Below are 16,340 nucleotides of genomic sequence, written 5' to 3'. Positions count from 1 at the left end.
CTACACATCCTTCGTCATAGCGTTGTAGTATTTACTATACACAATTATCTAAAAGTGTAGATTCGAAAAGTCAAGTCAAGCTTACGAAAAACCAAAAAAATAGCTCCGTTCGTCCAACCTCAGGTTGAACGATGGAACTATGAAGCTTTGGGCGAGCTGCTTAAGTCGTGAAATTGTTAAAAGTACGAATTACGGAATGCAGCTCCTGCTGATATTCCTTATATTTAGCGGCATCCGTCCATACAGTAATCCAATGATAATACAGCTTCGTCTCGATTGTGGTCACAATATATGCGACCTTCACCCCGTTTACTTCCTGTTCAACGGCAAACTGATAAGCCGGATATCCGTTAATTACAGTAGCCCGCGGCTTATAAATTGGCGAATGGGCAAGGCCTGCGGCGAAGCTCTGCTCGGCGTATTCCTGATATTGCTCCAGCGTGCAGCCATCCTTGAAACGCTTCTTAGATTCGGAGAAAACGGCTAAATATTTATTCGAGAACCGATTGGAAATCGAGATATCCGCCTCATTGTCCAGATTGGGATCAAACAGCCAATCCGGGCTCGTCGTAATTTTGAACATGCCGTTATGGCTGATATGTATTTTCTCATCGGTATACGCTTCCTTAGACGCTCTCCCCTCCGGAAACGGATTGACCCGCACGATCATCGGGAGTATGGCTGCCAGTACAATGGGGGCAGCCGCAAAGGTTATGGCGATAACCTCCTTCCCGCGGTGCATCGTACAAGGAGGTGAATCGCACGCCTTCACCACAAAGGTGTGTGCAGCCGTATCCCCGAGCCGCTGTCCCCGAGCCGTCATGACTATGCCCAGAGCTGCCGGAAGACCTCCAAGCAACAGCGGATTGCAGTCGATCACGCGGAGTACGCTGCGAATGAGCGCCTTGTATAACCCTGGTGCCTCTCCATAGCGGTTGACCACGCGGATGCGCATAACACGCTTGCCGATCGTACAACCCGTCAAGCCTTCGAGCAGCACATAGTAAGACAATATCAGCAAAATAACCCCAAGTAGAACGAATAACATATGCGTATCCTGCATCATGAACAGCTGATCTATATTCATCGCCGAACGAACCAGTGCGGCGAACAGTATATAATCGATTAGGGTTGCCCCTGCGCGCCTCAGCAACATCGATACAGGCCGATAGGGCGGCACTGGCAATTCTTCAAGACCCTGCTTCAAGGATATCGACACTCCCTATTTCTTCTTCCGTATATTCCCATTTCAGAACATTCAAAGTATATGCCATCCCAACATTTTGTGCAAATTTGTTCGCTATCACGGAACGACCTGTATATCTTGTTCACAATTACTCGGCTTCACACTATCTCGGTATGTTATCCTGTTATATTTATTAATAAGTTCATCTAATAGTATGGATTGCTCTAGTACCTTAGGATGCTGCAATCCTCCGTACAGAAATTCTAATCGATGCAATTTTTGCCTTGCCTCTTCAATTCTTTTTTTAAGAATTATTACAGGTTGCGCCATAATCCACACCTCCTACTGTAATATTCTAGAATGTTATGTCGTATTTTACATATTGATCATCAACACATAGTTTATCGTTTTAGCATTTACTAGCGGAAAAAGATACAAACAACAAAGAAGGCAACCCTATTCTTTCTAGGAATTGCCTTCTAAACTACTTAACTTTTCATCGTTCTTTTGTAATAACCATTCTTTCAACAATTCCGTAATACATGCTAATGTATGACCTCTATTATTTATATTAAGAGACATTTCTAAACTACGTAGAATATTGTCAAGCCCCTCACTCTTTCCGCTATTTAACTGATAAAGGGCAAGCTGAAAATAAAAGTTTATATAGCGGTTAGTGTAATTTGCTTCATGGTAGTAACTATTCTTACATCCATCTATCAATCCAATTAGTTGGACTAGTATATCATCGATTCGAACACCATGCTTATTGGCGGCCATTAAAACAATAACCGAGCTTGGCAAAGCTTCATTGGGGTACCTCATTAAGAAAGTAACATAAGCAGGCAAACCCTCAAAGTTGCCCATTAGTAAGTTTATATTATGTAAATTAGCCTCAGCGAACAATTTAAACTTTTCAACTTCGTATAACCCCTCGTCATCTAACCCCTCAAACCAGCTAAGGTCAGCATAACCATCAATAAATTCTTTTGCTTCTTCGTAACGGCCCTGGTGTTCCAAAGCTGCGCTTTTAATTAAATAACCCTGACCATAGTAAACAACTAAATGCCGTTCAGATTTAAACGATGATTCTTCTTCTTTAAATTGCCTTCTAGAATACACAGAATAAGCAAGTAAACGGAGTTCGTCTCCAAGGTCCTCCATTTTCCTCCAATCCTGAACCGTATAGTATATATTAGCCAATTGTAATATTGCATCAAGCTTAAAATTCTCTGGAAGTCTATTTTTATACGGCTCGAACTGTATAGCTGCTCGAAGATTTATTGTTGTATCTGATCCTAGTGACAATTGAAACAACCTATACTGACTAATTGCCAATCGCTCTGCATGCTGATATTTTTCAGTCTCAACGACACAGGAGTAAAGAATCGCAGCGGCCTCTTTCCAGCCATTCTCATACATGATTTCCGCTGTAATAAATATATTAGGTATTTGCTTTAAGTCCTCCAATAAATGGGATAATATTTTTTGAATACAGCCATGCTTTTTTAGCTCTGCACAGCGAAGTAAAAATGGCCGCAACCGTCGCCAGTTCAGTGAATGGTGTACAAAGAATTCATCAACAAACAGATCATATAGGGTACCTTCTTCAAGACCCATACCTGATGTTAAGCGATCCAATTGTTCCATAGAAATCGGGCGGTTACCGTTTACAATACGGCTTAGTGTACCAACATTGATTCCCGATTGTTCAGAAAAATACTGTAACGTATAACCGTTTCTTTTCAGAAAATTATCCAATTCAATTTGAATTGTGGTTGCATCTTTCATATCAAACCCACCTATCAAATCATAAAAATACAAAATTAAGGAAATTTAACATCTTAAATGTAATAATAAGTATAAATTTTACAAAGGTCAATTGTTTATACGAATTTTAATTCGTGTAATATATTACGTCAATTATAATACGCGTTTTAAATTACGTGATATATTTTTCCTTTCTTAGGTATCATAAATTTTACAAAGCGATACTAATTAAGGAGCCACTGAATTGAAACTTAGAGATGCTAGAGAAGCAGCCGGTTATACTCAAGAATCATTGGTGCATAAAATCAATGAAAGCATGAGCTGTACGCTGCGGAATTATCAAAATATTGAATATGGCGTAGGTATTCCCTCCGTAACGTTGGCTTTGCTGATTTGCAGCATACTCCATATTGATGCTAGAGACGTAGATGAATGGAAATTGAAATCAAAAAACTAAGGGCGCCCCTCAAGGGACGCCCTTAGTTCATTAACGTTCTGCCGCTCCAGTCCAAACCTACCAGCCAAAATCAAGCGTGCTTCCTGTTTCCACATAGGTCTTAATGCCGCTGAGAATCATCCACCAGCTCTGTTCCGCCTTCTGCAGGCTAGGATGGTTCGGGGTAAAGCGGTCATTGACCAAAGTCAGCTTCGTGCATTGGCCCACAGCTTCGAGCGTAAAGGTAAACCGCGATTCCAGTTCAGCATGGTTATCGAAGTAGGCGGGGCCGGGATGCTCTATGCCGCTGAATACTTTATGCGGTTCGAAGGCTAGCACCTCTCCGTATAGATGGACGGTCTCATCCCCCTCAGCTCCAGGGCCTACGTAAGCAAAGGCAGCCCCCTCTTCGAAGGTAGAACGCAGAGTGCAGCCGAAAAAGGCCGCCTTGGTTCCTTCCGGCTGAATCAGCGCATCCCACACTTTCCCCGGCTCGGCGTTAATATAGAACTCATATTTCAATTCCAATGTAAATCACTCCTTTTTAGCTTGTAGCGCCATGGCTAACGTTATTATAATCATGGTATACAACCAGGTATTGTAAAAACGCGACACAGCACCCCAAAATGTCAGGAGTGATACGATGCGGCAGGCTTCCATACCGTCAAGACCAAGCATGGGGGTACTAAATCTGCCAGAAGGGGAGAAAAAGTTTCAGCTGACTCGCCATGCCCCGGCAGAAGCGCTCCGCTTCTTCGTGAAGCATTACTGGATCGTTGAATGGGATTTGAGCGGACAACCCTCCTACCAGCAGGACGTGCTCCCCAATCCATGCGTCAATATGGTGGTAGAGCAGCAGAAGACAGCGATTTTCGGCATCTCTACGGTAAAATACTCCCATCTGCTCGAAGGGAAGGGCAAGGTGTTCGGGGTTAAATTCAAACCGGGCGGTTTCTATCCCTTTATGAAAAGCCCTGTGTCCAAGCTAACCGGACAAGGCACCAGCACACTGGATATTCTCGGAGTGGCCCCGCAGCAATTGGAGGACAGCCTCCTGCAGCTTTCAGGCACCGCTGACATGATTGGCGTCATGGACGCTTTATTGCTGGAACGTCTACCGCAGCAGGATCCTTATGTTACACTGCTTAACGATCTGATTGATCACATTCACCGCCACCGCGAGCTTACAGCAGTGAAGCAGCTTTCCGAGTATGCGCAAATGAGCATCCGCACGCTGCAGCGGCTGTTCAACCAATACGTGGGCGTACATCCGAAATGGGTCATTCAGTTGTACCGTCTGCAGAATGCCGCCGAGCTGCTCGATTACGGCTATGCCTCGCCGCTCCCGGAGCTTGCTGCCGAGCTGGGTTATTTTGACCAATCGCATTTCATTCGGGGCTTCAAGGCGATCATCGGCATTACGCCTGAGGAATATATCCAAAGACGCAGCTAGAACCGGGAATCCCTCTAATTCGATTTGCGGGTCAGCAGGGCGCCGATCCCCATAACCAGGCCGAGACCCGTCGCAGACAGCAAGCTGATTAGCGAATCACCTGATTTTGTGGCCAAATAAATCATGCCGTTTACGAGAAATGAAACGATGCAAATATAAAAAATCCACTTCATGACCAAATGCTTCTTCATGGTATAAGTTCCTCCCCCATCACTTTTCCGCATTTATTGAGGCTGCCGCTTGCCGCATATACAGCAAACACCCCTCTTATGAACCATCATAAAGAGGGGTGTTCTCATTTTCCTTACGCATATCTTACATAAATCTTAAGTTGTGCGGCCTACGGATTCAGCAGGCTATATACGTCTGTATAAGACAGATTCTGCGCGTCGGCTACAGCTTTGTAGGTCACGTGGCCGCTTAGGACGTTAATGCCCTTCGCCAATGCAGGGTTGTCCAACGCTGCCTTGGCATAACCTTTATTGGCAATTTGCAGACCGTACGGCGTAGTCACGTTCGTCAATGCCAATGTCGAGGTGCGCGCTACCGCCCCGGGCATGTTCGCTACGGCATAATGGATGACCCCATGCTTGACGTAGGTCGGCTGATCATGGGTCGTAATCCGGTCGATCGTCTCAATGGAACCGCCCTGATCCACGGCCACATCGACAATGACAGAGCCCGGAGACATCGTCTTCACCATCTCTTCGCTAACGAGCCTTGGCGTACGCGCTCCCGGAATCAGAACGGCTCCGATCAGAAGGTCGGCCTGCTTGACGCTGTCGGCAATGCTGAACGGGTTGGAGACAAGCGTCTTGACCCGGCCCTGGAACTGATCATCCAACTGGCGCAGCCGGTCGAGATTCAAATCGATAATGCGAACGTCCGCACCGAGGCCAAGAGCAACCTTGGCCGCGTTAACGCCGACCATTCCCCCGCCGATAATCGTTACCTTGCCGGGTTCCACGCCAGGCACACCGCTGAGCAGAACACCTTTGCCGCCATTGGATTTCTCCAGGAAGTGAGAGCCGATCTGTATCGCCATCCGCCCCGCAACCTCACTCATCGGCGACAGGAGCGGCAATGCGCCCGTATCCAGCTGAATGGTCTCGTATGCAATAGCGGTAACACCGCGGTTGGTAAGCTCCTTGGTTAACGAAGGCTCAGGAGCCAGATGGAGGTAAGCGAACAAAATGAGGCCCTCGCGGAGGTACTGGAACTCCTCGGCTACCGGCTCCTTCACTTTGACGACCATCTCTGCCGACCAAGCGTCGGCGGCTGTGGGCACAATTTTGGCACCTGCTGCCTGATAATCCTCATCCGCGAACCCGACGCCAAGTCCGGCTCCGCTCTCGACCCATACCTCATGCCCAGCCTGAACATAGGACAATACCGAAGCAGGCGTCATGCCGACGCGATGCTCATTGTTCTTGATCTCTTTAGGCACCCCTACAATCATATATACACCATCCTTTATTTTCATATCAGCAAGCGCCGAATGTATAATTACTAAATTATAATGCATAATTACTGACTTTACCTAATTAAAGTTCACAAATGCGCTAAAAGTAGCAAATTCCATGTGTTTATTTGCAAAAAAACGCTGCCGAGTCCATGGCTATAAAGCCGTCGGCAGCGTGCTTCCCACCTTAATAATTTCATCGATAAAGGCCTGGATCGAGCTCGTAATATGGGAGTCCTTCCGGCGGATAAACACCGTAGTAACCTCCCGGTAGGGGTCCGGCACCCGATGGCAGTGGAGTGTTCCCTGTGCGGCCACGTATCCGACAGTGGATTGCGGCACGATCGTCAGCCCGATGCCAGCGGCCACGCTGCCGATAATCGTATCGAACGTGCCGAACTCCATGATTTTCTTTGGAACGATGCCCTCTTCCCTAAGCCAGCTCTCCAATCTCTCGCGATAACTGCAGCCTTTATTGTATAGCAGGAGTGGTTTGGCGGTAATTTCGTCGAGTGAAAACTCCGCTCCCTTGGAGACAATCACCAGCTCCTCCTGGAACACCTCGTACTGCTCAATCAGCGGATGCTGGATAGGCCCCGTCACAAACGCGCCGTCCAGCTTGAAGTCGATCACTTCCTGCAGCAGCTGCTCGGTGACGCCTGCCTTCAGGGACAGGTCGACGTTGGGATAATGCTGCAGGTAAGAGGATAACAGCTCCGGCAGCGCGATGACGGTCTCCACGATGCCGATCTCCAGGATGCCGGACGGCGTGGCCGAGCCCTGAAATACCTTCCTCATCTCATCGAACCTGGCCAGAATATCGTTCGCGTACTCTAACAACCGCTTCCCTTCCGTATTGAGAATCATGCCTCGCCTATGACGGTAAAATAGTTCAGTATGCAGCTCGCGCTCCAGCAGCTTGATTCTGGCCGTGACATTGGACTGCACATAGCTCAGCTCCTGCGCGGCCTTGCTGATGCTGCCATGCATGGCTACACACTGGAATATCCGCAAGTCATTCAAGTCCATTTCCGTTCTCCTCCATCTGACGCTTCCGTACTTATTCCGTCCTGATATCATTATAATTGATGGATAAATTGATTTACAATCATTTTACTGCTGTCTGTGATTAATTTATCATTTGATATGAAATATTCGTCCGGAAATTGTTAAGGAGAACGATGAAATGAATAAGAAGCAAGTCATCATGGGATCGGCCCTATGTCTTATCGCAAGTATGTCCTGGGGAGCGATGTTCCCCGTCGCGCATGTCGCTTTGCAGAAAATTGATCCGTTCTATTTCTCTTTTATCCGTTATGGCGTCGTTGCCGTTATTCTGTCAGCCCTCTTATGGATGAAGGAAGGGAAAGCAGCCTTTCGCCTGGAGGGAAAAGGAAAAGCTCTTCTTTTTTACGGCATAATGGCTTTTGTCGTCTATAATATGCTCGTGTTCACGGGGCAGCATCTCATGGGGGATTCGGGCACGATCACCGCCTCATTAATCGAAGTGCTCATGCCGATGATTTCGGTCCTGTTCGTCTGGATTACCGCGAAGGAGAAGCCGCCCGGGTATACCATCGTCAGTATGCTCCTATGTTTGGCAGGCGCCGTGCTCGTTATTACCAACGGCAAGCTTGCCTTCTTTGCGGAAGCTGGCAAATCACTGTTCCCGCTGCTGCTTATTCTGCTCGGGGTTACGGGCTGGGTACTGTATTCGATGGGAGGAAGCCGGTTCAAGGACTGGTCCGTTCTGCGGTATTCGACCTTAACCTGTATCTTAGGCAGCATGGCGTCGCTGGTTATCGTATTCCTGGCTACACTGCTTGGCCTGCTGCCCGCACCTTCTTTGCAGACACTGGAGGCCGTCAAATGGGAAATGTCCTTTATGATTCTTCTGCCGGGCATCGCGGCCCTCTTAAGCTGGAACGCAGGACTGAAAATGCTGACGCCGCTGAATGGGATTCTGTATATCAACTTTGTTCCAATTACCACCTTGGTCATTATGGCTTTCCAAGGCTACCAGGTCTCGATGTTTGAAATCTTTGGCACGCTGCTCGTCATTTTTGCCATCGTGCGCAACAATCTGGTTCAGCGCAAAATACAGAAGAAACACGGACAGGCCGCCGAGCTGAGGGCACCTGCCCGAGCTGTCGCGAGCCGGTCCGGCCGCCAGAAGGATTCAAACCTGAACGCTCTCTAACCTTTGTGAAACCTCGTTCTTGTCACAAAAAAAGCTCTCCCGAAACCATAAACGCATGGTTTGCAGGGAGAGCCTCTTTTTTATTTAAATTGGATAATACCCGAAGTATGCAGCAGCACCAGGAATACAAGAATCGGCGCGATGTAACGCAGCATGAACAGCCACACCCGGAACCAGCCAGCACGCAGGCCGGAAGCTTCCGCGGCTCCTTTCCAGAAGTACCCTGCGAAGATCGTAATCGCCAGCCCGCCGACCGGCAGCATGATGTTGGACGTGATGAAGTCCACCCAGTCAAAGAAGGCTTTTCCGCCAAACGTAAGCTCTGGAACCATGCCAAGGGATAACGAGGAAGGCACCCCCAGCAGGAAGAGCAGCAGGATGAGAATCCAGACGGACCGTTTGCGGCTCCAGCCGAAGCGCTCCATCGTATAGGATACAGGAACCTCCAGCAGGGATACCGCCGACGTCAAGGCAGCGATGGCCAGCAGGATGAAGAATAGTCCCCCGAAGAATGCTCCCCACGGCATAGCCGAGAACGCAGCCGGCAGCGCGATAAATACAAGCGACGGCCCCTGATCCGGAGCGATGCCAAACGAGAAGGTCGTCGGGAAAATGATCAGCCCTGCAATAAATGCGTAGATCAAATCGCCCGCGCCAATGGCCAGCGTCGCTGAGCCAAGGGACTGCTCCTTCCGCACATAGGAACCATACGTCAACAAAATACCCATCCCGAGCGACAGGGAGAAGAATGCATGTCCCAGCGCGACCAACGCCGACTCGGCGGTCAATTGGGAGAAATCCGGCTTAAGGAAGAAGGATACCCCGGCCTCCGCCCCCGGAAGGGTCACGGCCCGAATCATCAGGACGATCAACAGAACGACAAGACTCGGGATCAGAATTTTATTGAATTTCTCGATGCCGCCGGAAATCCCGAGAATGACCACGCCGCCTGTGATCAGCAGGGCAACGAATTGCCAGAAGATCGGCATATAGCCGGATACAAAATGGGAGAACTGCCCCGCAAAATCCGTATCGCTGAACAAATTCCCGCTAAAAGCCGTCACCGCATAATGCAGCGTCCAGCCTGCAACGATGATATAGAACGACAGAATCAAAAAGGGAGCAATAACCTGCAGAATGCCAAGCCCCTTCCAACCAGGCTTTCCGCCCACTCTTACGAATGCTGTTGCGGCGCTGCCCCGTCCGCTGCGGCCGATCGCCAGCTCAGCCAGAAGCACTGGCAGCCCTATAATCACTAGGCAGATAATAAAGAGCAGGAAAAATGCCGCCCCGCCGTTCTCACCGGTAATGTAAGGGAACTTCCACATATTCCCGAGGCCCACGGAGCTCCCGATCGCGGCCAATATAAACCCGGTAGAAGAAAATCGATCCTTCTTCTGTTCGTTAATATTTCTTTGAACACTCATCATATCGACTCCATCTATGCTTTAATTTCCAAATCATTATATATCATTCTTTCATTCAGGTCATATAATATATTTCTCCAATTTACATACTGAACCCGAATATTACCATATTTAGTGTGCCAGAAACATGATCCTAACGGCACAATTCTTTTATGGGCAATTTATGAAATTTAGGCTAAAATCTGTCGATATATACCTAAGTAGATTCAATACATATTCGAGAAAGAGGTTACCTGAATGACAATGATTGGGATCGATCTAGGGACCACCCATAGTCTGGTGGCTTATTGGACGGAGGAAGGTCCAAAACTAATACCGAACGTTCACGGAGAGCATCTGACTCCCTCTGTCGTCGGCGTAGACGACAACGGCGAGATCCTGATCGGACAAATCGCCAAGGAACGGCTTATGACCCACCCCGATCTGACCGCCTCGACTTTTAAACGCTATATGGGCACGGAGAAGCTGTACCGGCTGGGCAAATATACCTTTACTCCGGAAGAGCTCTCTTCGTTTGTCATCAAATCGCTCAAGGCCGATGCTGAAGCCTACTTTGGAGAAGAGGTGACCGAGGCCGTCATCAGCGTGCCGGCTTACTTCAACGATACCCAGCGGAAAGCGACGAAGCGCGCCGCTGAATTCGCTGGCTTGAAGGTGGAGCGGCTGATTAGCGAGCCAACGGCGGCGGCGATTGCTTACGGCTTGCATCAGGAAGAATCCGAGACCAAATTTCTGGTCTTCGACCTGGGGGGCGGCACCTTTGACGTGTCGATCCTTGAATTTTTTGAAGGCGTCATGGAGGTCAAATCGATTGCAGGAGACAACTATTTGGGCGGGGAAGATTTCACAGAGCTGCTCGTCTCTTATTTCGTGCAGAAGCATGGCCTCGACTATACCTCCCTGGATCTCAAGGCCCGTTCTGGGCTGTTCAAGCAGGCGGAGCTGTGCAAGCGGGCGCTTAGCCAAGATCCGACCGGAACCATGACTTTTACCATTGAGGACGCGACCTACGAAACTACAATCGATCGCAATGAATACGAGAAAATCGCCGCCCAGCTCATGCTGCGCCTGCGCCACCCTATCGAACGCGCGCTGCGGGACGCGGCGCTGTCTCCACGGGATATGGATGCGGTCATTCTGATCGGGGGCGCGACCCGGATGCCTGTCATCAAGTCGATCGTAACGAAAATGTTCGGGCGTCTCCCTTTTGCCGGCGTAAATCCCGACGAAACCGTAGCTCTTGGAGCGGCTATTCAAGTCGCGCTCAAGGAGCGGAACGAAAGCCTGAAGGAAGTCGTCCTGACGGACGTATGCCCTTATACGCTGGGAATCGAAACCTCAAAGCGAATGGGCGCGGGCAATCAATTCGAGCATGGTCATTTCTCGCCGATTATCGAGCGCAATACGCCGATCCCGGTTAGTAAAGTGGAATCCTACTATACCCTTTATGATCAGCAAAAAATCATTGCCGTAGATATCTATCAAGGAGAAAGCCGTCTAGTCTCCAACAACATCAAGCTGGGAGAGCTGGAAGTCGATATCCCGCCAGACAAGGCCGGAGAGCAATCGATCGATGTGCGGTTTACATACGACATTAACGGAATTTTGGAGGTCGAGGTAACAACGACGAGCACCGGGATGAAGAAGTCAATTATCATTGAGAAAAACCCGGGGCTCTTAACGCCAGAAGACATCGCCCGGCGATTGGATGAATTGAAGGATATTAAAATCCACCCGCGCGAGCGCAGCGAAAACCGGCTGCTGCTGGCCAGGGGCGAACGCCTGTATGAAGAAGCGCTTGGCGAGAAAAGAGAAGAAATCGCTTTTCTTCTTCTGGAGTTCGAGAGGGTGCTTACTTCCCAGAATGAACAAGAGGTGAAGAAGGCTGCTGCGAAGCTCCGAAAACAGCTTGATCATCTGGAGAAGTGGAGTGACTACTTTTGAGCATTTGGGAAATTCTCGGCGTTGAGCAAACCTATGACACTTCCGTCATTCGGCGAGCCTATGCCAAGCAGCTGAAAATTCATCATCCCGAAGATGATCCTCAAGGATACCAGAGGCTGAGGGAGGCCTATGATCGGGCCATGAAGCTGGCGAAGCAGCATCAGCAGGAACAGATCCTCTACGAAGAAAATGAAGATGAGGATGAGGAAAGAGCTGAGGAAGAAGTGGAGCAGGGTGCGGGTTTCTCCTCTTTGGAAAGACCGATTTTCAGCGAGATTCCCCATAACGCAGAGGACGAAGACACACCGGATGACTTAGAGTCCGAAGACGCTCCCGATGACTTGGAGGAAGAGATTCCTCCAGAAAGCATGGAAGAGCCCGATGCGGAGCCCCTCCGCATCCCACGCCTTCCGAAGTGGGATACCCTGAGCCGCAACGAGCAGCCTCAAGAGCATAACGAAGATAACGATCGGGATGACGGCGATGACGAGGATCCTGATGAGGATTTTGATGAGGATTTTGATGAGGACGATGATTATGATTTTGATGGATACGATGATTATGATTTTGATGACGAGTATGAAGAACCTGACCATCCGGTAGATGAATTCATGGCGCAGGTTCATGCATTATATTCGGATTTCGCTGCCCGAATGGACACCCGTCGCTGGCTGGAGCTCCTTGGTTCGGATACGCTGTGGAACATCGATTACCAGCGGGCGGTGGCCGAGAGAATGCTCGATTATTGCGAGCAAAATTACTTTTTGCCCAGAGACGTCTGGAGAATCCTTGAAGAGCACTTCCGCTGGCGCGAACGGAGCATGGAGGATGAGGATTTTGCCGAGGAATATCCCAAAATAGATACTTATGTCATCATGGGTATACCCGGATTACATATGGATTACTCGGCCATTCTGCAAGCGCAGGACATGACAGACGAGCGCCGCGAGGAGTTTCTTCGTTATCGCGAGGCCGTCGCCATCTCGCTTATCGAGGATGATAGGCGCACCGCCCATGTGAATCTCATTAAGGCGCTGGATATTTTTAAGGACGATAAGGATCTGCTCCGGCTGCAAACCGAGTTCTATCGCCGAACCGGAAATGGCGAGGAAGCTCTGGCTTCCTGCAACGATTATATCCGTCTATCCTCTGGGGATAGTGAAGCATTCCTGATGAGAGCTCATATGCTGCTGGGCATGAATAGATTCTCCGAGGCGTTAGAAGATGTGCAGCAGGTTCTGGCCCAAATTCCGGAGCATGCCGAGGCTCTCGCCTTGGCAGGACAATGTCAGATGAAGCTGGGGAACATGGATCAGGCCAAAGCGGACTTCAACCAGGCGCTGGCCATAGACGGGGAAGATATTGAGGCTGTTCTTGGACTGGCCGCAGTTCACCGCCATACCGAGAGTGCCCTTCCTTATTTGAAAGGTCCTGCCCGCAAGCAGGCGCGGCGGGAAATCAACATGGAGCTGGGTCGGCTGCCATTGCTTAGCCGGTTAAAAAGAGCCGTGGTTCTGCTTTTTTCCCGAAGATGGCCTGTCTTGACGATGATCGTTATTCTCCATCTCATCATTAACCAGTCCATCGTCAAGCATACCGGGCAATCGGCCTGGGCTTATGTGCAAACCTTGTTTGCCCCTCCGGAGATCATCACCGTTCATGATGCCGCTGCCATGGATCGTCTCCCACCGGGGACGCATGCCGTGCGAATAAAGCTAACAAATGCCTTATATACGGGGATTCTGGAAATCGAGGACAAGGATGCCAAAGGCTCCTCCACATATCGGTACCTGCACGCAGATAAAGCGAGGGAGCTCGGGCTAATGGACCGGATAAACGGGTATGTCTGCATCGGATATTCGGGTAATGCTTCCGTGATGATCATCAGCAATTACAAGCAGGCTATGGAAGTGTTCAATGACAAGACTGTGGAAATCTCGGGGGAAATGAGGTTATCTCCTCCGCAGGAGCTCCAGCAGGAGATGGACCAGTTAATACAGTTAAGAAGAATGTCGGACAATTATTTAAGCCATCACCCTCTGTCCGATTATTATATCGTCGCAGACGATACAATCAGGACAACCGTCCCGCCAGACAAGCTGCCGTCCACAGTCATGTACCTGACAGCCCTCCTGATCCTGTTTTACATTCCGTTCGTCCAGGAGGCACGCAGACAATGGAGATACATGCGCTACAACTGATTACAGGGGGGTTCAAAGCCAATGAACATAGATAAGCCGGAGGAACGCAAAGCCTGGATGCCTTACGTGAACGCCGTACTCTCCCTTTGCGCCATCGGCCAGGAGGTCGGCTACTTCGTTATGAACCCGAAGATGCAATATCGCATGTGGGGGCGCATGCGCGGCTTCCTGAAGCAGCAGGATATTCATGATAAAGAAAAGCTCGTCGCCACAATCGAGTGGTTCCTAGAGACGGGCCGCCGCAGCGAATATTATCGTGATTATTGCCAGCTCTCCACACTGTCCGCCGCCGAACGCAGCCGATATATCGAGGCTCTGACAGACGAACATAGGAAGCGCCAGTTCACAGTCGTCAACCGTTATTTATGGAGCCTCTCCACTGGAGGGATCGGAGCGTACGATTACTCATGGACGATGTTGAATTGCTTTGCCGGGAAAGAGGTAGGCTATTTATCGGAAAATGAAATGTGGACATATATCGGCCAAGTTATTTCTTTGATTAAAGCGGATTTCTCGGACTGGGAAACTTATGTTACCAGCTATGCCGTTGGCCAGCAGTATTTGCTGCAGAACAATCCCTTCAGCTTCGTCAGCAGAAACCGTAAAATTATCATGCAATTGATGAACAGCAACCAAAATCCAATGCTTCACCTTAAGCCGTAATTATTGCCATCGTATACCCTCGATCCATATTAAAGAGCGTCCCTACAACATAGGGACGCTCTCTTTATGTCTAACCAGCGTTAAGCGGATTATTGTGTAATTGTAAAATCAAGATTCCCCCTCCGCCGGCCGTCCAATGAGCCGATTCCGTCCGGAAGCCACGCCAAATATAAGTACAAGTACGGCTACCCCGATCAGGAAAAACATCGGCAGCCGGTTCGGTCCTCTGAATGTTGACGTCTACGAGACTGAGCGCGAGGTCGTCGCCACCTGCGACATCCCCGGCCTGGAGAAGAAGGAAGATGTGCATATCGACATCGACAACAACGTCCTGACGATTAGCGGGACGGTGAACAAGGTCCACGAGGTGAAGGAGGGGCAGATCCACCGTCAGGAGCGGTTCGCAGGCCGTTTTCAGCGCTCGATCGGCTTGCCGGCTGGCGTATCTACCGAAGGCGTTACTGCCACCTATAAGAACGGCGTCCTTGAACTTCGCATGCCGAAGTCATCCGGCGACGCAAGAAGGAAAATCGACGTGCATTTCCATTAAAAAAGATGAAGACCCTGCCGGATTGGCAGGGTCTTCATCGTCTAATTATCTCTTCGTGCTTGATCGAAACGTATCGACTTCCCGCAGCGATGGCAGCGCATCGATCGCTCCGGGACGGCTTGCCGTAAGGGCAGCGGCAGCGTTGGCGAACCTCAGCACTTCCCCGATGTGTTCACGGCTTAGCTGCCCCAACGCCTTCAGTGGGTGCGGTGCCGACTGCAATTGATACAGCACACCCCCGATGAAGGAATCGCCGGCTCCGGTCGTATCCGCGACTTCCACACGATTGCCGGGCTCGGACACCTCTAGGCCATTGCGCGAGAACCACGTTGCGCCAGCTGCACCACGCGTGTAGATGACATGCTGCACATCCCCGACGAACAGCGAGGTGATCGCCTCGTTCTCATCCTCATGCCCGGTGATGAAGGACAGCTCCTCGTCGCTGATCTTCACGATATGGCTTAACGGAAGAAACTCATGAATGGCCCGGCGGCATGATTCCGGATCAGGCCACAGGGGCAGCCTGACATTGGGGTCGAAGCTGATGACTGCACCCGCTTGCCTGGCCAGCTCAATCGCTTTTCGATGGGCATATTTCACCGGAGCCTCGATTAAATCGACGGAACAAAAGTGAAGGAGGTCTCCAGCCGTGAACCAGCCGCTGCCAATCTCGTTCTCATGCAGCAGCATATCGGCGCTTGGATTGCGATAGAAGGAGAAGTCCCGATCTCCGTCCTCCTTAAGGCTGACGAAGGCCAGCGCAGTATTTGCTTCGCTTGTACGCAGCACGCGCGATACATCCACACCGCTAGCGGCCAGCTTCTCGACGAGAAAGTCGCCGAAGGCGTCAGCTCCCAGCTTGCCGATAAACGCCGCATGGCCGCCAAGCTTAGCTACCGCGCACGCCACATTAGCCGGCGCTCCGCCCGCCGCCTTCGCGAAGCTCTCCACTTGCTTCAGCTCTACTCCCTTTCTGTCAGGAATGAAGTCGATTAAAGCTTCTCCAATCGTATACACTGTCGCCAATTCAAGCGCCCCCTTGTATGTC

16 protein-coding genes are annotated in these 16,340 nt (G+C 50.0%); 7 read left to right on the top strand and 9 right to left on the bottom strand.

Going from position 1 to position 16,340, the window contains the following annotated elements; all coding sequences use genetic code 11:
- Positions 1–160: 160 nt before the first annotated feature.
- The 3 genes from QNH46_RS02100 to QNH46_RS02090 all read right to left on the bottom strand — a co-directional run bounded on the left by QNH46_RS02100 (position 161) and on the right by QNH46_RS02090 (position 2,977).
- Positions 161–1,156, bottom strand: coding sequence for an RDD family protein (locus QNH46_RS02100; RefSeq protein WP_283926712.1), 996 nt, complete (start codon positions 1,154–1,156; stop codon positions 161–163).
- Between the two features lie 147 nt (positions 1,157–1,303).
- Positions 1,304–1,516, bottom strand: coding sequence for an aspartyl-phosphate phosphatase Spo0E family protein (locus QNH46_RS02095; protein ID WP_283926711.1), 213 nt, complete (start codon positions 1,514–1,516; stop codon positions 1,304–1,306).
- Between the two features lie 135 nt (positions 1,517–1,651).
- A complete protein-coding gene (locus QNH46_RS02090) occupies positions 1,652–2,977 on the bottom strand; it encodes a helix-turn-helix domain-containing protein (RefSeq protein ID WP_283926710.1) in 1,326 nt (441 codons plus the stop codon).
- 223 nt (positions 2,978–3,200) lie between these two features.
- Between QNH46_RS02090 and QNH46_RS02085 the strand changes: the two genes are divergently transcribed.
- Positions 3,201–3,413: a helix-turn-helix transcriptional regulator gene (locus tag QNH46_RS02085; RefSeq protein ID WP_155611605.1), complete on the top strand. Its 213-nt coding sequence runs from the start codon at positions 3,201–3,203 to the stop codon at positions 3,411–3,413.
- A 57-nt stretch (positions 3,414–3,470) separates the two neighbouring features.
- Here QNH46_RS02085 and QNH46_RS02080 read toward each other — a convergent pair whose 3' ends face one another.
- The gene (locus QNH46_RS02080) at positions 3,471–3,920 is read right to left on the bottom strand and encodes an SRPBCC family protein (RefSeq protein ID WP_155611604.1); all 450 of its coding nucleotides are present in this window, start codon (positions 3,918–3,920) and stop codon (positions 3,471–3,473) included.
- Between the two features lie 148 nt (positions 3,921–4,068).
- On the opposite strand from QNH46_RS02080, the gene QNH46_RS02075 reads away from it, so the two are divergent.
- Positions 4,069–4,845: a helix-turn-helix domain-containing protein gene (locus tag QNH46_RS02075; protein WP_283926709.1), complete on the top strand. Its 777-nt coding sequence runs from the start codon at positions 4,069–4,071 to the stop codon at positions 4,843–4,845.
- Between the two features lie 14 nt (positions 4,846–4,859).
- On the opposite strand, the gene QNH46_RS02070 is transcribed toward QNH46_RS02075, so the two are convergent.
- The 3 genes from QNH46_RS02070 to QNH46_RS02060 form a co-directional block, all read right to left on the bottom strand.
- Positions 4,860–5,036: a hypothetical protein gene (locus tag QNH46_RS02070; RefSeq protein ID WP_283926708.1), complete on the bottom strand. Its 177-nt coding sequence runs from the start codon at positions 5,034–5,036 to the stop codon at positions 4,860–4,862.
- 149 nt (positions 5,037–5,185) lie between these two features.
- The gene (gene ald, locus QNH46_RS02065) at positions 5,186–6,304 is read right to left on the bottom strand and encodes an alanine dehydrogenase (RefSeq protein ID WP_283926707.1); all 1,119 of its coding nucleotides are present in this window, start codon (positions 6,302–6,304) and stop codon (positions 5,186–5,188) included.
- Positions 6,305–6,463: 159 nt separating this feature from the next.
- Complete coding sequence (locus QNH46_RS02060) at positions 6,464–7,336, bottom strand: LysR family transcriptional regulator (protein WP_283926706.1); 873 nt, start codon at positions 7,334–7,336, stop codon at positions 6,464–6,466.
- Between the two features lie 157 nt (positions 7,337–7,493).
- Here QNH46_RS02060 and QNH46_RS02055 point away from each other — a divergent pair, with 157 nt between their 5' ends.
- Positions 7,494–8,507 (top strand): DMT family transporter, encoded by a 1,014-nt coding sequence (locus QNH46_RS02055; protein ID WP_283926705.1) that lies wholly within the window; start codon positions 7,494–7,496, stop codon positions 8,505–8,507.
- 80 nt (positions 8,508–8,587) lie between these two features.
- On the opposite strand, the gene QNH46_RS02050 is transcribed toward QNH46_RS02055, so the two are convergent.
- Positions 8,588–9,934 (bottom strand): sodium-dependent transporter, encoded by a 1,347-nt coding sequence (locus tag QNH46_RS02050; RefSeq protein WP_283926704.1) that lies wholly within the window; start codon positions 9,932–9,934, stop codon positions 8,588–8,590.
- 237 nt (positions 9,935–10,171) lie between these two features.
- Here QNH46_RS02050 and QNH46_RS02045 point away from each other — a divergent pair, with 237 nt between their 5' ends.
- The 4 genes from QNH46_RS02045 (at position 10,172) to QNH46_RS02030 (ending at position 15,292) form a co-directional block, all read left to right on the top strand.
- Complete coding sequence (locus QNH46_RS02045; protein ID WP_283926703.1) at positions 10,172–11,878, top strand: molecular chaperone HscC; 1,707 nt, start codon at positions 10,172–10,174, stop codon at positions 11,876–11,878.
- A complete protein-coding gene (locus QNH46_RS02040; RefSeq protein WP_283926702.1) occupies positions 11,875–14,079 on the top strand; it encodes a J domain-containing protein in 2,205 nt (734 codons plus the stop codon). The genes QNH46_RS02045 and QNH46_RS02040 overlap by 4 nt, the downstream gene beginning before the upstream one ends.
- Before the next feature lie 21 nt (positions 14,080–14,100).
- Positions 14,101–14,742 carry a DUF1266 domain-containing protein gene (locus QNH46_RS02035; protein ID WP_283926701.1) on the top strand — a complete coding sequence of 214 codons (642 nt, stop codon included), beginning with the start codon at positions 14,101–14,103 and terminating at the stop codon, positions 14,740–14,742.
- A gap of 136 nt (positions 14,743–14,878) precedes the next feature.
- On the top strand, positions 14,879–15,292 hold the full coding sequence (locus tag QNH46_RS02030) for an Hsp20/alpha crystallin family protein (RefSeq protein ID WP_283926700.1): 414 nt from the start codon (positions 14,879–14,881) through the stop codon (positions 15,290–15,292).
- A 45-nt stretch (positions 15,293–15,337) separates the two neighbouring features.
- Here QNH46_RS02030 and QNH46_RS02025 read toward each other — a convergent pair whose 3' ends face one another.
- Entirely contained in the window at positions 15,338–16,318 is a 981-nt protein-coding gene (locus QNH46_RS02025; protein ID WP_283926699.1) for a carbohydrate kinase family protein, read from the bottom strand.
- Positions 16,319–16,340 lie beyond the last annotated feature (22 nt).

The sequence above is a fragment of the Paenibacillus woosongensis genome, from assembly GCF_030122845.1.
Classification (GTDB): domain Bacteria; phylum Bacillota; class Bacilli; order Paenibacillales; family Paenibacillaceae; genus Fontibacillus; species Fontibacillus woosongensis_A.
Note: the sequence above shows the minus strand (reverse complement) of the source record. Positions and strands in the feature narration are given on the sequence as shown.